Consider the following 17166-nt stretch of genomic DNA (forward strand, 5'->3'; position numbering starts at 1 on the left):
TTCACTTGGCCGAGGCACCGCTCTTCACGGCCAGACCGACGCGCTGGATGCCGGCGCGCTGCAGCGCGTCCATGACCTGCACGACGGCCTCGTACTTGACGTTCTTGTCGGCCGAGATGACGACGGGGCTGGTGGCGTCCTTGCCCTGGGCCTTCTTGACGCGCTCGGCCAGGCGGTTGCTGGGGATCGATTCGGGCTCGAGCTGGTCGACCTTGATCTTCAGCTTCTCGTCGGTGCCGACGATGATCTGGATGACGTGCTCGGGCTGCTGGCGGCTCTTGCCCACGCTGGGCAGGTCGACCAGGCCCGTCGTGATCAGCGGCGCGCTGACCATGAAGATGATGAGCAGCACCAGCATCACATCGATGAACGGGACCATGTTGATCTCGTTCATCGTGCGGCGCCGGCGGCCGCCCCGGGAGGAGATGGCGGCCATTTAGTGTTGCGTCGCGTTGCGCTGCAGGATGTTGGAGAACTCCTCGATGAAGGTCTCCAGCGTGATCGCGCTGCGGTCGATCTGGCGTGCGAAGCGGTTGTAGGCCAGCACGGCGGGGATGGCCGCGAACAGGCCGATGGCCGTGGCGACCAGGGCTTCGGCGATGCCGGGCGCGACGGTGGCCAGCGTCACCTGCGTCAGATTGGACAGGCCGACGAAGGCGTGCATGATCCCCCAGATGGTGCCGAACAGGCCGACATAGGGTGAGACAGAACCGACCGAGGCGAGGAAGGACAGGTTGTGCTCCATCGCGTCGAGCTCGCGCTGGAAGCTGGCGCGCATCGCGCGGCGGGCGGCGTCGAGCAGGGCGCCCGAGTCGGTGACGCGCTTCTCGCGCAGCTTCAGGAACTCGCGCATGCCGGAGGCGAAGATGCGTTCCAGCGGTGCGCCGTCCGTGCGGCTGCCGACCGACTGGTAGAGGTCGTTCAAGTTCTTGCCGCTCCAGAACTCGGCCTCGAAGGCGTCGTTGCGGCGCTTGATCTGGCCCAGGCCGATCAGCTTGCCGAAGATGACGCTCCAGCTCGCGAGCGACACCAGCAGCAGGCCCGCGATGACGAGCTGCACGGCGAAGCTGGCGTGCAGGATCAGGGAGACGATGGAGAGGTCTTGGTTCATGCGGTGATCGCTGCGACGACCGAGTCGGGCAGGCGTTGGGGTTTCAGGTCGTCGGCGCGCACGCAGCCGATGCGGATCTCGCCTTCGCACAGCAGCGTGTCGCCGCGCAGCGCGCGTTGGCGCACGACAAGGCTGGCGCGGCCGGCCGGTTCGGGTTCGACGGTGACGGTCAACAGGTCGTCGAGCCTGGCCGGCGCGACATAGCGAAGGCTGGTGGCGGCAACGACAAAGATGAGGCCGGTGTCCTCGCGCAGCTGGTGCTGCTCGACGCCCGCCGCGCGCAGCCACTCGGTGCGGGCGCGCTCGAAGAACTTCAGGTAGTTGGCGTAGAAGACGATGCCGCCGGCGTCGGTGTCTTCCCAGTAGACGCGGATGGGGAACTGGAAGTCGCTCATGCGAGCACCTCGCGCAGGCGAGCGACGGCCTCGTGCAGGTCTTCGATGGATGAGGCGAAGGACAGGCGCATCCAGCGCTGCGGATCGGCCAGGCCGAAGTCGCGGCCAGGCGTCAACGCGACCTGGGCGCTCTGCAGCAGCTCATGAGCAAAGGCCCAGCTGTCGGCGTGGAAGCGGCTGATGTCCATCCAGGCATAGAAGGCGCCATCGGGCGGCACGGGCACGGTCAAGCCGAGGTCGTTGAGGGCCGGCACGATGAAGTCACGGCGCTCGCGCAGCACGGCGCGGCGGCGTTCGAATTCGGCGATGGACTCGGGCTCGAAGCAGGCCAGGGCCGCCTTCTGGGCCAGCGTGGACGGGCAGATGTAGAGGTTCTGCGCCAGGCGCTCGATGGCTGGAACAAGGACCGGGGGCAGCACCAGCCAGCCCAGGCGCCAGCCCGTCATGCCGAAGTATTTGGAGAAGCTGTTGACCGAGATGACGTCCTCGCCCAGGGCCAGTGCACTGTGGCCGAAATGCGCCTCGTAGCTCAGCGGCAGGTAGATCTCATCGACGACCGTGACCCCGCCGCGCTCGCGCACGAAGCCCACCATGTCGGCGAGCACCTCGGGCGCGATGGAGGTGCCGGTGGGGTTGCTGGGCGAAGCCAGCAGCACGCCGCGCGTCGCCGGTGTCCATGCTTCGCGCACTTGGTCGGCATCGAGCTGAAAGCGTTCGGCCGGGCCTGTGCGCAGCATCCGTGGCGTCGCGTCGGCGGCCGTCACGAAGTGGCGGTTGCAGGGATAGCAGGGGTCGGGCATCAGCACCTCGTCGCCGCGCTCGAAGAGAGCGAGGCAGGCGAGTTGCAGGGCCGCTGAAGCACCGGCGGTGACGGCAATGCGGGCCGGCGCAATGTCGAGACCAAAGCGCTGGCCGTACCAGCGCGAGATCGCCTCGCGCAGCGCGGGCAGGCCGAGGGCGTCGGTATAGGGCGTCGGACCTTGGGCGATGCGGGCCACGGCCTCACGCACCGCGGGCGCGGCGCCGAAGTCGGGCTCGCCGATATTGAGGCGGATCATGCGCCGACCACCCTGGGCTGGGTCGCACAAGGGGCCGGCCGCGACCTGGGCCGCGGCCTTGGCCAGCTCCATCACATAGAAGGGCTCGATGCGGTCGAGCCGGGCGGCCAACTTCACGGCTTGATCAGCGCTTGGCAGCGACCTCGGTCGGGCGCAGGTCGCCGGCCGCGCGGTCCAGCACGCCGTTCACATACTTGTGGCCGTCGGTGCCGCCAAAGGACTTGGCCAGCTCGACCGCCTCGTTGATGGCCACCCGGTAGGGGATGTCGATGCAGTGCTTGAGCTCGTAGGCGCCGATCATCAGGATGGCGTGCTCGATGGGCGAGAGCTCGGTGGTCTTGCGGTCGACGTGGCGCGACAGGATGGCGTCGAGGTCGGCGGCCTCGGCGACGCAACCGGCCAGCAGTGCGTCGTAGTGCTTGACGTCGAGCTTGGCATAGCCGTCCTGCTCGCGGCCCAGGGCCGTGATGGCACCGAGGTCCTCGCCGGTCAGCAGCCACTGGTAGAGGCCCTGCACCGCGGCCTCGCGCGAGCGGCGGCGCGCCGACTTGGCGGGGGCGCGCTTGGCACCGGGCTTGGTGGCCGTCTTGGAGGCGGTCTTCTGGGGTGCGTTCACTCGATCTCTTTCAGCAGGTTGGCCATCTCGACGGCGACGCGGGCGGCATCGCGGCCCTTGGGTTCGGCGCGGGCCCAGGCCTGGGCTTCGTTCTCGACGGTCAGGATGGCGTTCGCGATCGGAACGCCATGGTCCAGGCCGACGCGGGTCACGGCCGCGCCGCTCTCGTTGGCGACCAGCTCGAAGTGGTAGGTCTCGCCGCGGATGATGCAACCCAGCGCGATCAGCGCGTCGAAGTCATTGCTCTCGGCCAGGGCCTGCAGGGCCAGCGGCACCTCGAGTGCGCCGGGCACGGTGATGTGGCGGATGGCCTCGGTCGGCACGCCCAGCACCGACAGCTCGGCCAGGCAGGCACTGGCCAGCGACGAGGTGATGGCGTCGTTGAAGCGCGCCTGGACGATGGCGATGGTCAGCTCGCTGCCATCGAGTGCGCCCTCGAAACTGGGCAGGCCGGGTTCGGAATCTTGCATCTCGGGCCTTTCGGGGTCAGCAGTTGGGAGGGGCGGTGAAGCCGGTCACTTCGAGACCATAGCCGGCCATGCTCGGCATGCGGCGCGGGCTGCCGAGCAGGCGCATGCGGTGCACGCCCAGGGCCTTCAGGATCTGGGCACCGACGCCATAGGTGCGCAGGTCCATCGCACCCTTGCTGGCGGGTGCGGGTTCGCAGGCCTGCACGCGGGCCAGCACGCCAGCGGCGTCCTCGCCGCAGTTCAGCAACACGACCACACCGCCGGCGCTGGCCTTGACCGCGGCCAGCGCGGCGGGCAGGCCCCAGGAATGGCCGCAGGCGCCGGCTTCCAGCAGGTCCAGGACCGACAGCGGCTCGTGAACGCGCACGAGGACTTCGCTGTCGGGCGTCCACTGGCCGTGGCTGAGCGCCAGGTGGGTGCCGCCGGTGCGGTCGGTGAAGACCTGGCAATCGAACTCGCCCTGGGCCGTGTTCAGGCGCCGCTCGGCTACCCGCTGGATCAGGCTTTCGTGGCGGCTTCGGTACTCGATGAGGTCGGCGATGGTGCCGATCTTCAGGCCATGCTCGGCCGCGAAGATCTCGAGGTCGGGCAGGCGGGCCATGGTGCCGTCGTCCTTCATGATCTCGCAGATCACGGAGGTGGCCGACAGGCCGGCCATGCGGGAGAGGTCGCAGCCGGCCTCGGTATGGCCGGCGCGCATCAGCACGCCGCCATCCTGGGCCTGCAACGGGAAGATGTGGCCGGGTTGGACGAGGTCGCTGGCCTTGGCCTCAGGTGCCACGGCCGCCTGCACGGTGCGGGCCCGGTCGGCGGCGGAGATGCCGGTCGTGACGCCGGTCGCGGCCTCGATGGACACCGTGAAGGCGGTGCCATGCTGGGTGCCGTTGCGGCGCGTCATCGGCGGCAGTTGCAGGCGCTCGCAATGCTCGCGCGGCAGGGTCAGGCAGATCAGGCCGCGGCCGTAGCGGGCCATGAAGTTGATGGCTTCGGGCGTGACGAGGTCGGCCGCCAGCACGAGATCGCCTTCGTTCTCGCGGTCTTCCTCGTCGACGAGGATGACCATGCGGCCGGCGGCCAGCTCGGCCACCAGCTCGGGAATGGGGGAGATGGGCATAGCCGGTGATTGTAGGTGGCGACCCTAGGTCAGACGCAGCCGCAAGCGCAGATCCTGGCCGACTTGTGTGGCCTCAATGAAGCGCCAGCGACGGGCGTCGGCCAAACCGGGCAGCGAGCGCAGTGCCGCAAGCGGGCGGCCTTCGCCGATCAGCATCGGCGCCTGGTAGATCAACAGCTCATCGACGAGGCCGGCGTCGAGAAGGGCGCCGGACAGCGTCGGGCCGGCTTCGACATGCAGTTCGTTGATGCCCTGGCTGCCCAGTTCGGCCATCAGCGCCGCGAGATCGGACCGGCCGGGGCCGATGACGCGGACCTCACCGGGCGGCTGCAGGATGCGCGCACCGGGCGGCATGCGGCCCTGGGGGTCGAGCACGATGCGCAGCGGCTGGCGGGCCGTGGGTACGAGTCGCACGTCCAGGCGCGGATCGTCGGCCAGCACGGTGCCGATGCCGGTCAGCACGGCACCGGCACGGCGGCGCCAGGCATGACCATCGGTGCGGGCCGCTTCGCCGGTGATCCATTGGCTGCGCCCGTCGGGCAGGGCGGTGCGGCCATCGAGCGAGATGGCCGACTTCAGGCGCACGAAGGGTCGGCCGCGCCGCATACGCGAGAAGAAGCCGATATTGAGCTCGCTGGCCGCTTCGGCGCTGGCGGGGTCGGCGAGTTCGACCCGGAGACCGGCGGCCTTGAGGCGCGCCAGGCCTTGGCCGGCAACCTGGGGATTCGGGTCCTCGACAGCCGCGACGACGCGCGCGATGCCGGCGTCGATCAGCGCGTCGCAGCAGGGCGGCGTGCGGCCGTGATGGGAGCAGGGCTCGAGGGTGACCACCGCCGTGGCACCGCGCACGTCGTGGCCGCGCGCAGCGGCGTCGCGCAGGGCCATCACTTCGGCGTGCGCCTGGCCGGCCGGCTGGGTGTGGCCGGCGCCGAGCTCCCGGCCGTCGGGCGCCAGGATGACGCAGCCGACTCGGGGATTCGGGTCGGTCAGGCCGATGGCCTGCTCGGCCAGGGAGAGCGCTCGCTGCAGCGCCGCCGTGATTGCGGGCGAATTCATGCCGCCAGTCTAGCCAGCGGTCAAGGTTGCAGCTGCAGGGTCGAGTAGTCGGCGAACACGCCGGTGGCGGGGCTGACGGCAGGCGCCGTGGGGCAGGTCAGGTCGCCGCGGATGACCAGGAAGTTCTGGCGCGTCAACGAGGTCGCGACACGGGCATAGACGTCCGGATGCTCTTCGTTCTCCAGGTTCTTCCAGTCGGCGGTGAACATGCCGCCGCTGCCGTTGTAGTCGGCGCTGTAGCGGCAGACCCGGTATTCGGCGGCGGTCGTGCCGAGGTTGATGCCCGTCAGCTCCAGCCTGCCGGACCAGAGTTTCGTGGCGCTTTCCGGGTAGACGATGCAGTTGTAGGTGACAAAAAGCTGGGCGCTGGGCGCGCTGGCGGGGGCATCCTGGAAGCAGTCCGGCACGAACGGCGCCGCGGGCGGTGCAGGCGGTGTGGCGACAAAATTGTCCAGCACCACGTTGCCGCCGCTCATGACCGGCGCGCCTTGGGCGTTGAGCCGAGGCAGCGAATAGCTGCCGCCGACGAGGGCCACGCCCAGCGGAATGGCGGTGCCACCGGGCGCGCTCGGGTTGGCCGGATTGCTGTTGGAGAAGCGGACCACGCCGCTGAGCAGATAGCCGAGGATGGGGGTCTGGCAGGCGTAGACGTTGGCGGCCGTCAGCGCCGACTGCACGACGCCCGCATCCGTGCATCTGCCGGTGATGACGCCGGTGATGTTGTTGAAGACCCAGACCCGGTTGCTCGACCGGTCCGGATAGAAGGCACTGATCTTGCCGTCCAGTTGCTTGGCCCCGGGCGGGATGGCCGGGTTGCGCCCCCCCCCCTGCGTCACCGGCCCGGCGGGCGGCGTGAAGCCCACGGCCGCGCTGAACAGCGGGTCGACGGCCGCGATGACGGTGTCCAGATTGAGGAACTGGTTGTCGCCGGCGCGATCGGTCCAGGTCACGCCGACGCGGACCAGCTTGGCCTGGGCGTCGGCCAGCGTCGTGACCTGGCGCGTGACGTTGTAGGCGGTGTTCGAGTCGACGGGGGTGACCGCTGACGCAGCCGCCGCCGGGGTGGCGATGTCGCTGTAGGTCCGGGCAGTTGCCGGTGTCGCCGCGGTGCGGGTCAGTTCCGAAAAATCCTTCAGGCCGGCGATCTCGGCGCGGGCAATGCGCATGGCCTCGCTGCGTTGCTTGGCCAGGTCGCCGCCGCGGCGCAGATTGCTCATCAGGCCGACGAGGGCGAGCATGCCGAAGGACATCACCAGCAAGGCCACCAGGGCCTCGATCAGCGTGACGCCGCGCTGGCGGCGCGAGGCGCGGCGCAGGGCGTGGGGGTGCAGGAGCTTAGGCATGGCGGACTGGGTCACTTGGTGTCGCTGTCGATCCAGCCACCCGAGACGCGCGCATAGCTGCCCAGGCGGTTGCGCAGCTCGTTCGCGATGGCCTGCTGGTAGATGATGTCCATGCGTCCGATGGCGTCCATATTGCCCTGCACCACCACCATGCCCGTGACCTGCGAGGCCGCCGGGCTGTTGTTGGTCCAGTTCAGGTTGCCCAGCACCACCAGCATGCCGTTCAACTCCATCGGACCGGTGATGTCCACCTGACCGTTCACGACGATCACCACCGGCGCGGCCGCCGTGCCGATGGCCACATTGCCGCTGATGGCCATCGGCCCATTGACCGTCAGGATGCGCTTGCCTGCATTGACGGCGTTCACCAGATCCGTGCCGCAATTGCCGGCCGTGCAGCTGACGGCGCGCGCAGCGGGGTGGTTGGGATAGCGGGCCGGCGCCATGCCCATGAAGTTGCGGAAGAACTTGATGTTGCCTTCCGTGGTGTTCGGCAGGCTCTGCAGATAGCTGTCCATGAAGACACGCGCCTGGTCCGGCGGCGTGCCAGGCACGCTGTCCATGCGGTCGTCGTTCAAGGTCGGCGCCACGCCGCTGGACACGACGAGCAGGCCGGCCGTGCGCGCATCGGTGTTGTGCAGGCCGAGGCCGCCAGCGCCGGAAGTGGTCAGGTTGCCCTTGACGGTCAACGGCGCCGCCGGTGACGAAGGCACCGCAGCGACGAAGGCGACGGAGACCTGCTGCAGGGCCAGCGCCGCGGCCGTCTGGCTGCGCGCTTCCGAGTTGGTGCCGGTGCAGTTGTCGACACTGCTGTCCGAACAGCCATTGCCATCCAGCAGGAAATTGCCGTAGCGCAGGCTGGGCGGGGGGTCAGTGCCCAGCGCCACGCCGAAGCTCGGGATCAGCGCACCGCTCAGCGCCGTGGAGGGCTGTGGCGTGCGGGTATTGGGAACCGGGCAACGGCAGACCAGGCCGCTGCCGTTGGAGGAGCAATCGACGGCCAGAGGCGTCGGAACCGTCGTGATCTTGGGGGTCGTGGTGCGGTCCGCGGCCGAGACATTGAAATATTTGTCGACGAAGCGGGTGCCACCCGTGGCGACGGCGGCGCAGCTGTCGTCGATGGCCGTGCCATTCAACATGGCCACCGTCCACTCCACCCCCGCTTCAGCCATTTCCTGGGCCATGCTGGCGCGGTAATAGCTGCCGGCGATGCGCTGTTCGAACATCAGGCTGCGGTTGGCATAGGCAGCCAGCAGGGCCATGACGAGGAAGAGCACCATGACCACGACCAGCGTGGCGGCGCCGCGCTGGGGCCGGGCCTGCGGCATGGGATGTTGATGTTTCATGCCGGGCATGCCCCGCTGATGTCGTCGGCGCGCAGCTTCTCACTGACGACCAAGGTGCGCACGACGCTGCTGTCGGACTTGGCGACCGCCTTGATCGTGAAGTCGACGCGCCTGACGGTCTGGGTCGGGCAGGTGCCCGCAGCCTTGCAAGAGGGGTCGCAGAGATCGTCGAGCGGGATCTGCTGCGTGACGATGGTCGGCACGAAATCCTTGATCAGGACCACGTCCGGATCGGTGATGGGCTGCCAGTTGGCCTGGCCATTGGCGAGGAAACCGAGCTGGATGGAGAGCGACTCGGTGCCCTGGTTCCAGCGGATGCCGAACTGCTCGTTGGCCTTCACGACGTTGGTCGTGTTGCGCACGCCGCCACTGGTTCTGGCATAGCGGTAGTAGAGGTCGTGGCCGCCGGCGCTCTGCGTCAACTGGGTGTAGGGGCTGGACGCCGCTTCCTTGGCAGGCGTCGCGCCGGCATTGCGTTCGGGTTGCCAGACGCCATTGGAGGGCAGGCCGCGGTAACCGGCGCGGCGCAGGTCCTGCTGCAGCAAGTCGCCGGCGATGCGCAGATCCTGCTGCATCTGCACTTCAAGCATCAGGCGCCGGTGTTCGTTGATCTGCCGCGTGGCCACCACGGCCGCGCCGGCCGTGACGATCAGGCCGACGGTGATGCCGACCATCAGCTCAACCAGGCCCACGCCTCGCTGAGCCTTGCCGGACCTGGCATGTGTCGTCATCAGCTGCATGTGCCGTACCCACTCATCTTGGTGAACGCCGCAGCGCCGGACGCCGCCACGGCCGGCGCGCAGACCTTGACGCGCCCCGCGGGGTTGACCTCGACGCGCAGCGTGTAACCCTTCTTCAGGCCCGCCACGTCGACATGAAAATCGCTCATGCCCACGGTGTTCTGGTCGCGTGTGAATCTGATGTAGTTGCTCGCGCCCAGCGGCCAGGTGGCAATGGCGTCGAACTGCACATGCTTCCTGGGCAGCTGGAACAGGCGCAACACCCTCGAGGAAGTGCCGTCGCAGACATTGGCTGGCGCAGCGGTGCAGTCGCAGATGTTCAGGCCCGCGGTGGTCACGACCGCGGCGCAGCTCATGCCCGCGTTCGCACCCGGGTCGAATCGCACGATGAGCAGCGAATTGGTCGCGTTCGTTTCGGCCTTCGCGTACGTCAGGATGCCCGCCACCTCCTCGGCAGCGGCCGTGACGCGGCGCTTTTCCAGCAGGTCGGCCATGGACGGCACGGCCATGGCCAGCACGACGCCCAGGATGCCGAGGCTGACCATGATTTCGATCAGCGTCAGGCCGAGGATGCGGGCCTTAAGGGCATGAAGGTGTTTCTTCATGGCTATCGAGGCCAGCATTCGTTGGTGGTGACGCGATCCGAGCCACTGTTGCTGGGATCGCCCGTCGCCGAATAGACGGGCGTGGCGCCCACCAGCGTCACCGTCAGCGTCTTGCAGGTCACGTCCTTGGCCTGCTTGCTGCCGACGACGGGGGTCGCCGTTGCGGCATAGCCGGTGTCATAGGTTCCACCTGCGCCGACGCCTGCCAAGCTGATGGTGTACAGGGGCGTGATGTCCGAGACAGTCACCCCCAGCGCGGCCAGTGTGGATGCATAGGTGGCGGAATTGCCGCGGAAGCGCTCCTGCGCCTGCATGACGGCCGTGAGGGCCGAGATGGCGTCGGCGCGGCGGCCACGCTGCATCTGGGAGGTGTAGGCGGGGTAGGCGATCGCCGCGACGATGCCGGCGATGGCGAGCGCGACCATCAGCTCGATCAGGGTGAAGCCTTGGCTTCGCGAACGGGGGCAGGTGCGCATGGCCCGATTTTCGGCAGTACGTCACGACGATCAGTAACATTTCTGCCGCTCGTCTGCCGAGTTGTGCCGCTGGTCGGCAGCCACCACGAACAAGGGGGCTCAAGCGCAGCTGGGCATGCCGCTGACTTTTTCAGCGCCCACGTAGCAGCTGCGCACGCGGCCGGTGATGGCCACGACCTGACGGATGACCTGGCCGCCGTTCAGGCTGAGCTCGATGCTGCCGGTCTGGGTGACCAGACCCTGCTGGTGCTGGAACTGCAGCGTCTCGGCATTGCTGGAGAGGCGCACCGGCTGGCTTGCAGGCAGCCACTCGGTCTTGATGACGGCGCTGCTGGTCTTCCTGCAGACGGCCTTGCCGCCGGCGCAATCGCAGTCGTCCTTGGCGCCGATGTAGACCACGTAGCAGGCGTTGGCCCCCTTGCCGCTGACGCGGAAGAAGACCGATTCGCTCAGGCGGGCGGCTTCGCTGCGGGCCAGACGCAGGTCGCCGGCCAGGGTGTCGGCGCTGACGCGCAGTTGCTGCTGCTGGCGCAGCGTGCCCATCGCGGGCACCGCCTGGCCGACCAGGGCGGCGCAGATGCCGACGCTGGCGCACAGCTCGACGAGGGTGAAACCACGGCTTTGACGGCGGGTGTTGGCGGTGCGGTTCATGTCGGCTCCCTGGGTTCGTTGCGAATGAACGAACTCTAGAAAGCGCGGACCGTGACGTCTTTCCTCCTTTGGGCGGAGCGACGGGGGAGGGCGGCGGTGCCATCCCCCCAGTGCCCCTCCAAAGGGGGATAGGGTCAACCCGGAGTCAGATCTCGCGGATCAGTTGGCGGAACTCGTCCACGTCCTCGAAGCTGCGGTAGACCGAAGCGAAGCGCACATAGGCGACCTTGTCGATGCGCTTGAGCTCGCGCATCAGCAACTCGCCCAGGCGCGTGGATGCAATCTCGCGCGCGCCGCTGGCGAGCAGCTTTTCCTCGATGCGAGTGATGGCCGCATCGATCTGCTCGACGCTGACCGGCCGCTTGCGCAGGGCCAGCTGCATGGAGGCGCGCAGCTTGGCCGCATCGAAATCGGCGCGCCGCCCATCCTTCTTGACGACCGAGGGCATGGCGATGTCGGCCCGCTCATAGGTCGTGAAACGCTTGTCGCAGGACAGGCAGCGGCGCCGGCGCCGCACGACGTCGCCCTCATCCGACTCCCGGGTCTCGGCGACCTGGGTTTCGGTGTGAGAGCAGAACGGGCAGCGCATGGCAGGCCCGCTTAACCGCGATACACCGGGAAGGCGGCCGTCAGCTTGGCGACCTTCTCGCGCACGGCGGCGAGGTTGGCCTCGTCGTGGGGCTTGTCCAGCACGTCGGCGATCAGGTGGGCCGTGGCGCGCACCTGTTCTTCCTTGAAGCCGCGCGTCGTCATGGCCGGCGTGCCCAGGCGGATGCCGCTGGTGACCATGGGCTTTTGCGGGTCGTTGGGGATGCCGTTCTTGTTGCAGGTCATGTGGGCGGCGCCCAGGATGGCCTCGGCTTCCTTGCCGGTCAGGTTCTTGGGGCGCAGGTCCACCAGCATGACATGGCTCTCGGTGCCGCCGGAGACGATGCGCAGGCCGCGCTCGATCAGCGTGTCGGCCAGCACCTTGGCGTTCTTGACGACCTGTTCCTGGTAGGCCTTGAACTCGGGCGTCAGCGCTTCCTTGAAGGCCACGGCCTTGCCGGCGATGACATGCATCAGCGGGCCGCCCTGGATGCCGGGGAAGATGGCCGAGTTGATCTTCTTGGCGATCGCCTCGTCGTTCGTCAGGATGATGCCGCCGCGCGGGCCGCGCAGGCTCTTGTGCGTGGTGGACGTGACGACGTCGGCGTGCGGCAGCGGGTTCGGGTAGACGCCCGCGGCGATCAGGCCGGCGTAGTGGGCCATGTCGACCATGAAGTAGGCGCCGATCTCCTTGGCGATCTTGCCGAAGCGCTCGAAGTCGATGCGCAGGGAGTAGGCCGACGCACCGGCGATGATGAGCTTGGGCTTCTTCTCGCGCGCCAGGGCTTCCATGGCGTCGTAGTCGATCGCCTCATTGGCGTCCAGGCCGTAGCTGATGACGTTGAACCACTTGCCGCTCATGTTCAGCGCCATGCCGTGGGTCAGGTGGCCGCCTTCGGCCAGGCTCATGCCCATGATGGTGTCGCCGGGCTGCAGCAGCGCGAAGAAGGCGCCCTGGTTGGCCTGCGAGCCCGAGTTGGCCTGCACGTTGGCGTATTCGGCGCCGAACAAGGCCTTGAGGCGGTCGATGGCGAGCTGCTCGACGACGTCGACGTACTCGCAGCCACCGTAGTAGCGCTTGCCGGGGTAGCCCTCGGCGTACTTGTTCGTGAGCTGGCTGCCCTGGGCCTGCATGACGGCCGGCGAGGTGTAGTTCTCGCTGGCGATCAGCTCGATATGGTCTTCCTGGCGGCGGTTCTCGTTCTGGACGGCGGTCCAGATCTCGGGGTCAACCAGGGCGAGGGTGGAGGTGTTGCGGTCAAACATGGCTGGTGTTCCGAAGGTCAGGCGGTCAATCCCAGGCGATCACGGCAGGCGTGACGTCCAAGGCTGCCCAGGCGAACGGCTGATAGCGGTTGAAACCGCCTCACGCTCCCCGGTGGTGGCCCACCTCAGGTCAGCTCGTGACCCTGATCGCCAGTCGCGTGAACACCCAGTGTATGTCAGCGGCGCGCGGCCGTCCGGAGCCGCTGACGCACCCCCTCGGGGGCAGCTCGCAAAGCGAGCATGGGGGCCGCGTTTCTAGCGCAGCAGGGCCACTTGAGCAGAATCACCACCCGTGGGGGCCGACGCTGCCTCGCGCAGCGGGCGAGCCGTCGTCATGGTCGGCACGGTACGGCCGGCGGCGACGGCCTTCAGCAGGTCGTGCTCCGCCAGCACGCGGGCCGTGTAGCCCGTGTCTTCTGCGAGATTGGCGCCGCCGACGTAGAAGCGCAGGCCGTCCTCCAGGCTGCCGGCCCGCTGGATGCATTCCTTCAGCACCTGCACGCCGACGCGCAGATTCGTCACCGGGTCGAAAGCGGCGTGCGTGCCACCGAAGGCTTCGTATTTGTCGTCATGCACCCGGGTCATGACCTGCATGAGCCCTTGGGCGCCGACGGCGCTCTGGGCAAAAGGGTTGAAGCGCGACTCGATGGCCATGATGGCCAGGATCAGCGTCGGCTCGACCTTGGCGCGCTGGCCCACGGCCCAGGCTTCCTGCACGAGGCGGCTGATGGGCTCCGGCGCCACGCTGTAGCGGCGTGCCAGCCAATGGGCGACGGCCGCTTGCTGGCGGCTCAGTTCGCGCGGGTCGGTGGCGGTGGCGCGGGCGATGGCATCCGGCTCAGCGGCCGCGAACAGCGTGTTGCCCTCGGCTTCTGCGCGGGCTTCCTGGCGGGCGTTCAGCCAGCCCAGCGTGGCGGATTCCAGCTTCTCGCGCAGGCCTGCCTGGCTCGTGAACACCAGCAGCACCGACACCACGGCCAGCCCCAGCAGGGCCAGCGTGTTGTGGCTGACCACGAGCAGGCCGTTGCCGATGTCCTGAACGAACAGCGACGCCGAATCCCGCGTGTGGCGAGCCAGGCTGAACAGGTCTTGACGTGTCGTCATGCGACTCCTTGTGTCGTGGCCCGCCTCAGGCTGCCTCAGTTAGCGGGGCGGTCTGGGTGGGGCGACGGTGATAATTTCCCGGCCTATTGCTTTGGTCTGTGGCATCTGTGTGCCCGGAGGACCCGGCCGGTTGGGTTTCAGTAAAAACCCGAAGCGGCGAATTTTACGAGTCGAAGATAACCAGTCAAGGTTGTTTGGACTCTTCAAAACTACTTTTGGTTATGAAATACAGCGATCTGAGGGACTTCATGACCGGCCTGGAAGGCCTCGGAGAGCTCAAGCGCGTGCGCGAAAAAGTCTCGCCGGTACTGGAGATGACGGCCCTCAGCGACCGCGTGCTGCGGGCCGGTGGGCCGGCCCTGTTGTTCGAGGCGCCGACGGGCCATTCCACCCCCGCCTTGACCAATCTTTTCGGGACAACGCGTCGCGTCGCACTCGGCATGGGCGCTGAGTCTCTGGCCGATCTGAGGGATGTCGGCCGGGTGCTGGCCAGCCTCAAGGAGCCGGATCCGCCCAAGGGCTTGAAGGACGCCGGCAAGCTGCTCCAGATGGCCAAGGCGCTGTGGGACATGAAGCCGGCCGTGCAGCGCCGCGCGCCCTGCCAGGAAGAGAGCTTCGAGGGCGGCGACATCGACCTCGGTCGCCTGCCCATCCAGACCTGCTGGCCGGACGACGCAGCCCCCCTGATCACGTGGGGTCTGGTCATCACCCGGGGCCCGACACGGACCCGCCAGAACCTCGGCATCTACCGCCAGCAGCTGATTTCGCCCCGCCAGGTCATCATGCGCTGGCTGGCGCACCGTGGTGGTGCGCTGGATTTCAGAGACTTCTCTCTAGCCCATCCCGGCGAGCCGTTCCCGATCGCCGTGGCCCTGGGCGCCGACCCGGCCACCATCCTCGGTGCCGTCACGCCGGTTCCGGATTCGCTGTCCGAATACCAGTTCGCCGGCCTGCTGCGGGGTTCGCGCACGGAGCTCGTCAACACCGGCGTCGGCAAGAACCAGCCGCTGCAGGCGCCGGCCTCGGCCGAGATCGTGCTGGAAGGCCATATCCCCATCGCCGCGCCCGGCTACACCGGCGTCAGCGAGCACGGCGTGCCGCTGAAGGAGAAGGGCGGCTATCTGCACGCGCTGGAGGGGCCGTTCGGCGACCACACCGGCTATTACAACGAGCAGGACTGGTTCCCCGTCTTCGAGATCACGCGCCAGACCCAGCGCAAGAATCCGATCTACCACTCGACCTACACCGGCAAGCCACCCGACGAGCCGGCCATCCTCGGCGTCGCGCTCAACGAGGTCTTCGTGCCCATACTGCAGAAGCAGTTTCCGGAGATCGTCGACTTCTACCTGCCGCCCGAGGGTTGCAGCTACCGCATGGCCGTGGTCTCGATCAAGAAGGCCTACCCGGGACACGCCAAGCGGCTGATGTTCGGCATCTGGAGCTTTTTGCGCCAGTTCATGTACACCAAGTTCATCGTCGTCGTGGACGACGACATCGACACGCGCAACTGGCAGGAGGTGATCTGGGCCATCACCACCCGCATGGACCCGGTGCGCGACACCACGCTGGTGGACAACACCCCCATCGACTACCTTGACTTCGCCTCACCCGTCAGCGGCCTGGGCGGCAAGATGGGGTTGGATGCCACCAACAAATGGCCTGGGGAAACCAGCCGCGAATGGGGCCGTGGCATCAGCCTGCCGCCCGAGGTCACAAAGCGTGCCGAGGCGCTATTCGGGCAACTCTTCTTGAAGCCCTGACAGCGCTCGCCTACTGTTGGAATGCCTTTTCAGGCACAACCTCTGGCGCAATCCCTTGCGCGCCAGGAGCCCTTCGGCAAATCGCCGTGGAGCCCCAAGGTGGCATAGCCACCCACCCCGCCCGGCCTTAAAGCCCGGCGGGGTTTCTATTTCTAACGTCCTGCCCACCAGGCCAGCGTTTCGTAGGCGACGTAGCGCACTCGGGCGAAGCCTTCTACCGACGGGCACCAGTCGTCGAAGCTGCTCAGCGCATCGTCGCGCAGGCCCACGGGGGCCGGCAGCAGCTGGATGCCCAGTGGCGCGGCCTCGGCCTCGAAGGCGCGCATGGCGCGACGCATATGGGCGTCATGCGTGACCAGCACGATCTGCTTCACGCCCGCCTTCGCCAGCAAGGGCAGGGTCTGGGCGGCGTTCTCTCGTGTGTCGCGTGAACTGGCCTCCGTCCAGCGCAGCGCCAAGCCATAGTCCTGTGCCGCGACGCGGCCGACGATCGCGGCCTCGGGCTGGCGCAGCTCCGTTGCCGTCCAGCCGATGCCGCCGGAGAAGGCCAGCGGCCAGCCGCTGCGCCGGGCGACCCAGACGCCATAGGCCAGGCGTTCGGCGGTGATCCGCGTCGGTATGCCGGCGTCGAACTCCGGGGCATGGTGCCTCACGCCGCCGCCCAGCACGAGCACGGCGCCGTCGGTGCGGCCGCGCAGCGCGTTGACCTGGGTCGGTGCCAGTGCCGCAGGCTGGCCGACGGCCCGGCTCAGCAGTTCGCCGACCGCCTCGGTGGCCGACAGCCAGACACCCGCCAGCGCCAGGCCCAGCAGCAGCCCGCCGAAGCGCCGCCCACGCCTGAGCCGCCAGCCGCCCCAGACGGCCAGCAACAGCATCGGCGCAGGCGGCAGCGCGGCGGCCAGCAGCAGCGCCTTGAAACCCGGATAGTCGAGGGAGATCACCCGCGGCATCTTCGCCGACATCAATAATGCTTTTGCCGTGACGACCACCTTTCCCACCCCCCGCTCGCCCGCCCGCATCGCCCGAATCGGCCTTCTGACCGTTGCCGCCCTGTCGGCCGGGGCCACCTTGCTGCTGCTGATCGTGACGCTGGCGCTGCCGGGCTGGGTCACCGGCCGCGGCGCGGCGCTGGCGAGCGAGGCCCTGGGCCGGCCCGTCAGCATCGAAGAGGCCAGCTTCCAGCCCTGGCGCCTGGCCCTCATCGTCGAAGGCCTGAGCATCGGGGGCGCTGCGCCCCAGCAGCCGCCGCTGTTCAAGCTGCAGAAAATGGACGCGGCCCTGTCGCTGCGCTCCCTGCTGCGCGGCCGTGCCGTCATCGAATCGCTGTCCCTGACCCGGCCCGAGCTGCGCGTCGCCCGCGTGGCCGAGGGCCGCTATGACATCGACGACCTGATCCAGCGCTTTGCCGCCAAGCCGGGCGCGCCCGAGGAGGCCGACCCCGAGTTCGCCGTCTACAACATCGAACTG

Annotated in this window: 20 protein-coding genes and 1 riboswitch; of the genes, 2 read left to right on the top strand and 18 right to left on the bottom strand. The window is 68.2% G+C overall.

The window, feature by feature from the left end; all coding sequences use genetic code 11:
* Nucleotide 1: 1 nt before the first annotated feature.
* The 17 genes from tolR to AC1D2H_RS28120 all read right to left on the bottom strand — a co-directional run bounded on the left by tolR (nucleotide 2) and on the right by AC1D2H_RS28120 (nucleotide 13939).
* The gene (tolR, locus tag AC1D2H_RS28040; RefSeq protein WP_477929639.1) at nucleotides 2-436 is read right to left on the bottom strand and encodes a protein TolR; all 435 of its coding nucleotides are present in this window, start codon (nucleotides 434-436) and stop codon (nucleotides 2-4) included.
* Nucleotides 437-1111 (bottom strand): protein TolQ, encoded by a 675-nt coding sequence (gene tolQ, locus AC1D2H_RS28045; protein ID WP_477929637.1) that lies wholly within the window; start codon nucleotides 1109-1111, stop codon nucleotides 437-439.
* Nucleotides 1108-1506: a tol-pal system-associated acyl-CoA thioesterase gene (gene ybgC / locus AC1D2H_RS28050; RefSeq protein ID WP_478013162.1), complete on the bottom strand. Its 399-nt coding sequence runs from the start codon at nucleotides 1504-1506 to the stop codon at nucleotides 1108-1110. Before ybgC ends, tolQ begins: the two co-directional genes overlap by 4 nt.
* Complete coding sequence (locus tag AC1D2H_RS28055; protein WP_478013163.1) at nucleotides 1503-2681, bottom strand: pyridoxal phosphate-dependent aminotransferase; 1179 nt, start codon at nucleotides 2679-2681, stop codon at nucleotides 1503-1505. Before AC1D2H_RS28055 ends, ybgC begins: the two co-directional genes overlap by 4 nt.
* 7 nt (nucleotides 2682-2688) lie before the next feature.
* Nucleotides 2689-3180, bottom strand: coding sequence for a transcription antitermination factor NusB (gene nusB / locus AC1D2H_RS28060; protein ID WP_477929611.1), 492 nt, complete (start codon nucleotides 3178-3180; stop codon nucleotides 2689-2691).
* The gene (gene ribH / locus AC1D2H_RS28065; RefSeq protein ID WP_477929609.1) at nucleotides 3177-3650 is read right to left on the bottom strand and encodes a 6,7-dimethyl-8-ribityllumazine synthase; all 474 of its coding nucleotides are present in this window, start codon (nucleotides 3648-3650) and stop codon (nucleotides 3177-3179) included. Before ribH ends, nusB begins: the two co-directional genes overlap by 4 nt.
* A gap of 16 nt (nucleotides 3651-3666) precedes the next feature.
* Nucleotides 3667-4764 (bottom strand): bifunctional 3,4-dihydroxy-2-butanone-4-phosphate synthase/GTP cyclohydrolase II, encoded by a 1098-nt coding sequence (gene ribBA, locus AC1D2H_RS28070; protein ID WP_478013164.1) that lies wholly within the window; start codon nucleotides 4762-4764, stop codon nucleotides 3667-3669.
* Nucleotides 4765-4788: 24 nt separating this feature from the next.
* A complete protein-coding gene (ribD, locus tag AC1D2H_RS28075; RefSeq protein ID WP_478013165.1) occupies nucleotides 4789-5820 on the bottom strand; it encodes a bifunctional diaminohydroxyphosphoribosylaminopyrimidine deaminase/5-amino-6-(5-phosphoribosylamino)uracil reductase RibD in 1032 nt (343 codons plus the stop codon).
* A gap of 20 nt (nucleotides 5821-5840) precedes the next feature.
* Nucleotides 5841-7163, bottom strand: coding sequence for a type IV pilus modification PilV family protein (locus tag AC1D2H_RS28080; protein WP_478013166.1), 1323 nt, complete (start codon nucleotides 7161-7163; stop codon nucleotides 5841-5843).
* Nucleotides 7164-7174: 11 nt separating this feature from the next.
* A complete protein-coding gene (locus AC1D2H_RS28085; RefSeq protein ID WP_478013167.1) occupies nucleotides 7175-8509 on the bottom strand; it encodes a PilX N-terminal domain-containing pilus assembly protein in 1335 nt (444 codons plus the stop codon).
* Entirely contained in the window at nucleotides 8506-9240 is a 735-nt protein-coding gene (locus AC1D2H_RS28090) for a PilW family protein (RefSeq protein ID WP_477929600.1), read from the bottom strand. Before AC1D2H_RS28090 ends, AC1D2H_RS28085 begins: the two co-directional genes overlap by 4 nt.
* On the bottom strand, nucleotides 9240-9854 hold the full coding sequence (locus AC1D2H_RS28095) for a pilus assembly FimT family protein (protein ID WP_477929598.1): 615 nt from the start codon (nucleotides 9852-9854) through the stop codon (nucleotides 9240-9242). Before AC1D2H_RS28095 ends, AC1D2H_RS28090 begins: the two co-directional genes overlap by 1 nt.
* Before the next feature lie 2 nt (nucleotides 9855-9856).
* The gene (locus AC1D2H_RS28100) at nucleotides 9857-10330 is read right to left on the bottom strand and encodes a type IV pilin protein (protein ID WP_477929596.1); all 474 of its coding nucleotides are present in this window, start codon (nucleotides 10328-10330) and stop codon (nucleotides 9857-9859) included.
* 99 nt (nucleotides 10331-10429) lie between these two features.
* Nucleotides 10430-10981 (bottom strand): GspH/FimT family pseudopilin, encoded by a 552-nt coding sequence (locus AC1D2H_RS28105; protein WP_478013168.1) that lies wholly within the window; start codon nucleotides 10979-10981, stop codon nucleotides 10430-10432.
* A gap of 145 nt (nucleotides 10982-11126) precedes the next feature.
* Nucleotides 11127-11570 (bottom strand): transcriptional regulator NrdR, encoded by a 444-nt coding sequence (gene nrdR, locus AC1D2H_RS28110; RefSeq protein WP_477929592.1) that lies wholly within the window; start codon nucleotides 11568-11570, stop codon nucleotides 11127-11129.
* An 11-nt stretch (nucleotides 11571-11581) separates the two neighbouring features.
* Nucleotides 11582-12835, bottom strand: a complete 1254-nt coding sequence (glyA, locus tag AC1D2H_RS28115) for a serine hydroxymethyltransferase (RefSeq protein ID WP_477929590.1) — start codon at nucleotides 12833-12835, stop codon at nucleotides 11582-11584.
* 58 nt (nucleotides 12836-12893) lie between these two features.
* A riboswitch (ZMP/ZTP riboswitch) is annotated at nucleotides 12894-13003 on the bottom strand.
* An 87-nt stretch (nucleotides 13004-13090) separates the two neighbouring features.
* The gene (locus AC1D2H_RS28120; protein WP_478013169.1) at nucleotides 13091-13939 is read right to left on the bottom strand and encodes a lytic transglycosylase domain-containing protein; all 849 of its coding nucleotides are present in this window, start codon (nucleotides 13937-13939) and stop codon (nucleotides 13091-13093) included.
* A gap of 221 nt (nucleotides 13940-14160) precedes the next feature.
* Here AC1D2H_RS28120 and ubiD point away from each other — a divergent pair, with 221 nt between their 5' ends.
* On the top strand, nucleotides 14161-15699 hold the full coding sequence (gene ubiD / locus AC1D2H_RS28125) for a 4-hydroxy-3-polyprenylbenzoate decarboxylase (protein ID WP_478013170.1): 1539 nt from the start codon (nucleotides 14161-14163) through the stop codon (nucleotides 15697-15699).
* Between the two features lie 152 nt (nucleotides 15700-15851).
* On the opposite strand, the gene AC1D2H_RS28130 is transcribed toward ubiD, so the two are convergent.
* Complete coding sequence (locus AC1D2H_RS28130) at nucleotides 15852-16661, bottom strand: YdcF family protein (protein ID WP_478013171.1); 810 nt, start codon at nucleotides 16659-16661, stop codon at nucleotides 15852-15854.
* A 16-nt stretch (nucleotides 16662-16677) separates the two neighbouring features.
* Here AC1D2H_RS28130 and AC1D2H_RS28135 point away from each other — a divergent pair.
* A partial coding sequence (locus AC1D2H_RS28135) for a DUF748 domain-containing protein (RefSeq protein ID WP_478013172.1) occupies nucleotides 16678-17166 on the top strand: 489 nt, incomplete at its 3' end.

The sequence above is a fragment of the Roseateles sp. P1_C1_2 genome (assembly GCF_056406535.1).